The following is a 4,992-nucleotide window of genomic DNA, read 5'->3' as shown; positions in this document are numbered from 1 at the left end:
TTATGGGGTGCCTGTAACGTTCTGGGTGACTCGGGTCCGGCGGGCGGGGGGTCCGCGCTCGGGCGCTGGGCCCCACGCGCCCGGCCGGCCGGGCCGGTCGACGCGATGAGAGGCACCGGGAGTCACCTCCCCGCCGGCCCAATCCTGGGCCGACTCCCGGCGCCTCTCCTCCGCGCCCCCGGGGCCCTCACCGGGCCCTCACCGCCCCACACGGGTGCACGCAGAAACACCCGGGCGGCACGCGACCCCCCTCCGGCCGCGTGCCGCCCGTCTATGCCCCCCGTACCGCCCGGAGCGCCGCGGTCGAACCGCGTACGACCAGCTCCGGCTGGAACACGTACTCCGTGCGCTGCACGGGACTTCCGGCGATCTCCTCCAGCAGCGCCCCCACCGCGGCGGCGGCCATCGCCTGCACCGGCTGGCGCACGGTGGTCAGCGGCGGGTCGGTGAAGGCGATCAGCTGGGAGTCGTCGAAGCCGACCACGGAGACGTCGCGCGGGACCTCCAGGCCCCTCCCCCGGGCCGCGCGGACCACGCCCAGCGCCATCAGGTCGCTGCCGCAGACGATGCCCGTGCACCCCTGGTCGAGGAGCGCACCGGCCGCCACCTGGCCGCCCTCCACGCCGAACAGCGTGGAGCAGACGAGGAGTTCGGCCTCGTCGCGGGTCATCCCCAGCGTGCGGACCGCCACGTCGAGGAACCCGTCCCGCTTGCGGCGGGAGGGCACGTAACGCTGCGGTCCGATCGCCAGGCCGATCCTGCGGTGCCCCAGAGCGGCGAGGTGGCCGACGGCCATCCGCACGGCGGCGGCGTCGTCCGGCGAGACGAACGGGGCGCTGATGCGCTCGTTGTACCCGTTGATCAGGACGAACGGCACGCCGCGCTCGGCGAGTTCGGCGTACCGCGCCGGGTCGGCCGACAGGTCGGCGTGCAGACCGGACAGGAAGACGATGCCGCCGACGCCACGCTCGACGAGCTGTTCGACCAGCTCGTCCTCGGTGGCGCCGCCCGGCAGCTGGGTGCAGAGCACGGGGGTGTAGCCGTGCCCGGCGAGGACCTGCTCGACCGACTGCGCGAAGGCCGGGAAGATCGGGTTGACGAGTTCAGGTGTCACCAACCCGATCAGCCCGGCGCTGCGCCGGCGCAGCCGCACGGGACGTTCGTAGCCGAGGATGTCCAGCGCCGCCAGTACCCGCTGCCGGGTGCCGTCGGCGACGCCCGGTTTGCCGTTGAGCACCCGGCTGACGGTGGCCTCGCTCACCGCGGCCTGCCCGGCGATGTCGGAGAGCCGCAACGCCGAGCCGGTCCTGGGTGCGAGGACGGTCACACCGTCCACCACACCGTGGTGTCGGCGGGGATCTCGGCCTCGCTGCCCTCGACGGTGACCGGGGCGCTGGAGACCAGCACCGTGCCGGGGGCGGGGACCCGCACCGGGGCACCGGTCGTGTTCACGGTGCAGACGAAGCCGGGGCGGGCGAAGGAGAGGACGCCCTCGGGGCCGTCCAGCCACTCCACGTCCGTACCGGCGCCGAGGCCCGGCAGCTCGCGGCGGGCGGCGATGGCGGTGCGGTACAGCTCCAGGGTGGAGCCCTCCACGCCGGTCTGCGCCTCGATGGACAGCTCGCCCCAGCCCTGGGGCTGCGGGAGCCAGCTGCCGCCGTCGCCGAAGCCGTAGCTGCTGCCCTCGCGGGTCCACGGGATCGGGACGCGGCAGCCGTCGCGGTAGCCGTCCTGGCCGTCGGCACGGAAGAACGACGGGTCCTGGCGGGCCTCGTCGGGCAGGTCGGTGACGTCGGGCAGGCCGAGCTCCTCGCCCTGGTAGACGTAGGCGGATCCGGGCAGCGCCAGCATCAGCAGGGTCGCGGCGCGGGCGCGGCGCAGGCCCATCCCGCGGTCGCCGGGGTTGCGGATCTGGGTGCCCAGACCCGGCTCGTTGGCGAAGCGGGTGGCGTGCCGGGTGACGTCGTGGTTGGAGAGCACCCAGGTGGTGGGGGCGCCGACCGGGCGCATCGCGGCGAGCGAGGAGTCGATGACGGTACGCAGCGCGTCGGCGTCCCAGTCGGTGGAGAGGTACTGGAAGTTGAACGCCTGGTGCATCTCGTCGGGGCGCACGTAGTTGGCGGTGCGCTCGACGGTCGGGGTCCACGCCTCGGCGACGGCGATGCGCTCGCCCGGGTACTCGTCGAGGATGGTGCGCCAGCTGCGGTAGATGGCGTGCACGCCGTCCTGGTCGAAGAACGGCATGACGTCGTTGCCGAGCAGCTTGAGCTGGTCGTGCGAGCCGAGGTCGGGCAGACCCTCGGCCTTGACCAGACCGTGCGCGACGTCGACGCGGAAGCCGTCGACGCCCATGTCGAGCCAGAAGCGCAGGATCGAGCGGAACTCGTCGGCGACGGCCGGGTGCTCCCAGTTGAAGTCGGGCTGCTCGGGCGCGAAGAGGTGGAGGTACCACTCGCCCGGGGTGCCGTCCGCGTTCGTGGTCCGGGTCCACGCCGGCCCGCCGAAGATGGACTCCCAGTCGTTCGGCGGGAGTTCGCCCGTCTCGCCCTTGCCGGCGCGGAAGTGGTAGCGCTCGCGCAGGGCGGAGCCGGGGCCCTCGGCCAGCGCGCGCTTGAACCACTCGTGCTGGTCGGAGGAGTGGTTGGGGACCAGGTCGACGATGATGCGCAGGTCCAGGGCGTGGGCCTCGCGGATCAGGGCGTCGGCGTCGAGCAGGTTGCCGAACATCGGGTCGATGGCCCGGTAGTCGGCGACGTCGTAACCGGCGTCGGCCTGGGGGGACGCGTAGAAGGGGCTCAGCCACACGGCGTCGACACCGAGGTCGCGGAGGTACGGGAGCCGCGCGGTGACGCCCGCGAGATCGCCCATGCCGTCGCCGTTGCCGTCGGCGAAGCTCCGTGGATAGACCTGGTAGATCACCGCATCCTGCCACCAGCCGGTGCGGTTGTCCGGGGCGTCGTCGGACGTGCCGGTGGAGGGGGCAGCGAGGTGCTGGGTCATGTCGTCCCTGGGGTGTCTGGTGGGGAGCGGCGCCGGTCCCGGTCGTGGGGGGTCCGGCGCCGCCGTGACGAATGCGGTGACGCGTGCGGGTGGGTGACGGTTCGGCGGTGCCCGCGGGTCAGGGTCGGGCACCGCTTCCGGTCAGCCCTTGACTGCTCCGGCCGACATTCCGGTGACCAGGTGCTTCTGCGCGAACAGGAAGACCAGGGCCGCCGGGATGGCGATCAGGACCGACGCGGCGGTCATGGGGCCCCACTGGGCTCCGTACTGGTTGACGAACTTCTGCAGTCCGCCGGCGAGCGTGAGGTTCTCGTCACCGACCATGAACGCGGAGGCGTACGCGACCTCGCCCCAGGCGGTGATGAAGGAGTAGAAGGCGGTGACCGCGAGGCCCGGCTTCGCGAGCGGCAGGATGAGCCGCCAGAACGTGCCGAACGGGGTGAGGCCGTCGACCTGTCCGGACTCGTCGATCTCGCGCGGGATCGTGTCGAAGAAGCCCTTCATCATCCAGGCGCAGAACGGCACCGAGATGGTGAGGTAGGTGATGACCAGGCCGGCGGGCTGGTTGAGCAGTCCGAGGCTCGCCATGATGTTGTAGATCGGCACGATCAGGACGGCGACCGGGAACATCTGCGTGATGAGCAGGGTCCACATCAGTCCGCGCTTGCCGGGGAAGCGGAAGCGGCTGACCGCGTATCCGGTGGTGGCGGAGACGAAGACGCCGAGGACCGTGGAGAGGCCCGCGACCAGCACCGAGTTGCCGAACCAGGTGACGAACTCGGTGTCCTTGATCAGGTTGGTGTAGTTGACGAACGTCGTCTCCTTGAAGAAGTCCGTCGTCGTCGCGTACTTGGCCGGCTTCAGCGAGGTCAGCAGGACCCAGAGCACCGGGAAGACCGCGATCACCGAGGTGACGATCAGCGTGACGTGCAGCGCCACGGAGGCGAGCGGCGAGCGCTGTCCGCGCAGCCGCTTCGGGCGCGCCGCCCGGCGGCCGTGGGTGGGGGTGAGGGTGGTCACCAGACATCTCCCTGCTTGCGGAGCACTCGCCGGTAGACCAGGGCGAAGAGCATGAGGAGGACGAGGATCAGCACGCCCCACGTGGAGGACTGCGCGTAGTCGCGCGGGCTGATCTCGAAGGAGAACTTGTACGCCTGGGTGACGAGGATCTGGGTCGACTCCCCGGGTCCGCCCCGCGTGAGCAGGAAGATCACCGGGAACATGTTGAAGGTCCAGATGGTGGAGAGCAGGACCACCGTGGTGGAGACCGGGGCGAGCCCGGGGACGGTGATGTGCCGGAAGCGCTGCCAGGCGGTGGCGCCGTCCATCTCGGCGGCTTCGTACTGCTCCGCGGGTATGGACTGCAGACCGCCGAGCAGGGCGACCATCATGAAGGGGACGCCGAGCCAGACGTTGACGGCGATGACGGAGAACTTCGCCCAGGTGGGGTCGTTCAGCCACGGGATGCCGTCGACGCCGATGCCGCCGAGCATCGCGTTCAGGATGCCGCGGTCCTCGTTGTAGAGGAAACGCCAGGCGAAGACGGAGACGAAGCCCGGCACGGCCCACGGGAGGATCAGGGCCATGCGGTAGGCGGAGCGGCCGACGATGCGCCGGTTCAGGACGTTGGCCAGCGCCATGCCGAGGCAGAACGTGATGCTCACACAGGCGATCGTCCACACCAGGGTCCAGCCGAGCGTGGACAGGAACTCGCCGCCGGTGAGCGCGTCCTTGTAGTTGTCCAGGCCGATGAACTCGTAGGTCGCGGGGATCTCGTTGACGCCGATGGAACGCGCCACGTTGCGCTCATTGGCGTCGGTCAGCGACAGCCAGATGCCGCGGACCAGCGGGTAACCGATGATCACGCCGATGACGAGCACCACCGGGGCCACCATGACCCAGGCGTACCAGTGCGTGGACAAGGAGCGCCGGAGCTTGCCCGGCGTCGGGGTACCAGTAGCGCGGCTCCGGCCGCGGGCGACGTCGTCGCCC

4 protein-coding genes are annotated in these 4,992 nt (G+C 71.2%); all 4 read right to left on the bottom strand.

Features of this window, described 5'->3' with window-relative positions; all coding sequences use genetic code 11:
• Positions 1-271: 271 nt before the first annotated feature.
• Complete coding sequence (locus ACFWEP_RS31440; RefSeq protein WP_387375208.1) at positions 272-1,339, bottom strand: LacI family DNA-binding transcriptional regulator; 1,068 nt, start codon at positions 1,337-1,339, stop codon at positions 272-274.
• Positions 1,324-3,000 carry an alpha-amylase family glycosyl hydrolase gene (locus tag ACFWEP_RS31435; RefSeq protein ID WP_387375206.1) on the bottom strand — a complete coding sequence of 559 codons (1,677 nt, stop codon included), beginning with the start codon at positions 2,998-3,000 and terminating at the stop codon, positions 1,324-1,326. Before ACFWEP_RS31435 ends, ACFWEP_RS31440 begins: the two co-directional genes overlap by 16 nt.
• 141 nt (positions 3,001-3,141) lie before the next feature.
• A complete protein-coding gene (locus ACFWEP_RS31430) occupies positions 3,142-4,023 on the bottom strand; it encodes a sugar ABC transporter permease (protein WP_387375210.1) in 882 nt (293 codons plus the stop codon).
• On the bottom strand, positions 4,017-4,992 hold a 976-nt coding region (locus ACFWEP_RS31425; RefSeq protein ID WP_387375204.1), incomplete at its 5' end, for a carbohydrate ABC transporter permease. The genes ACFWEP_RS31430 and ACFWEP_RS31425, both read right to left, overlap by 7 nt.

The organism is Streptomyces sp. NPDC060198 (genome assembly GCF_042728415.1).
Taxonomy (GTDB): domain Bacteria; phylum Actinomycetota; class Actinomycetes; order Streptomycetales; family Streptomycetaceae; genus Streptomyces.
This window is presented reverse-complemented; position numbering and strand designations above follow the sequence as displayed.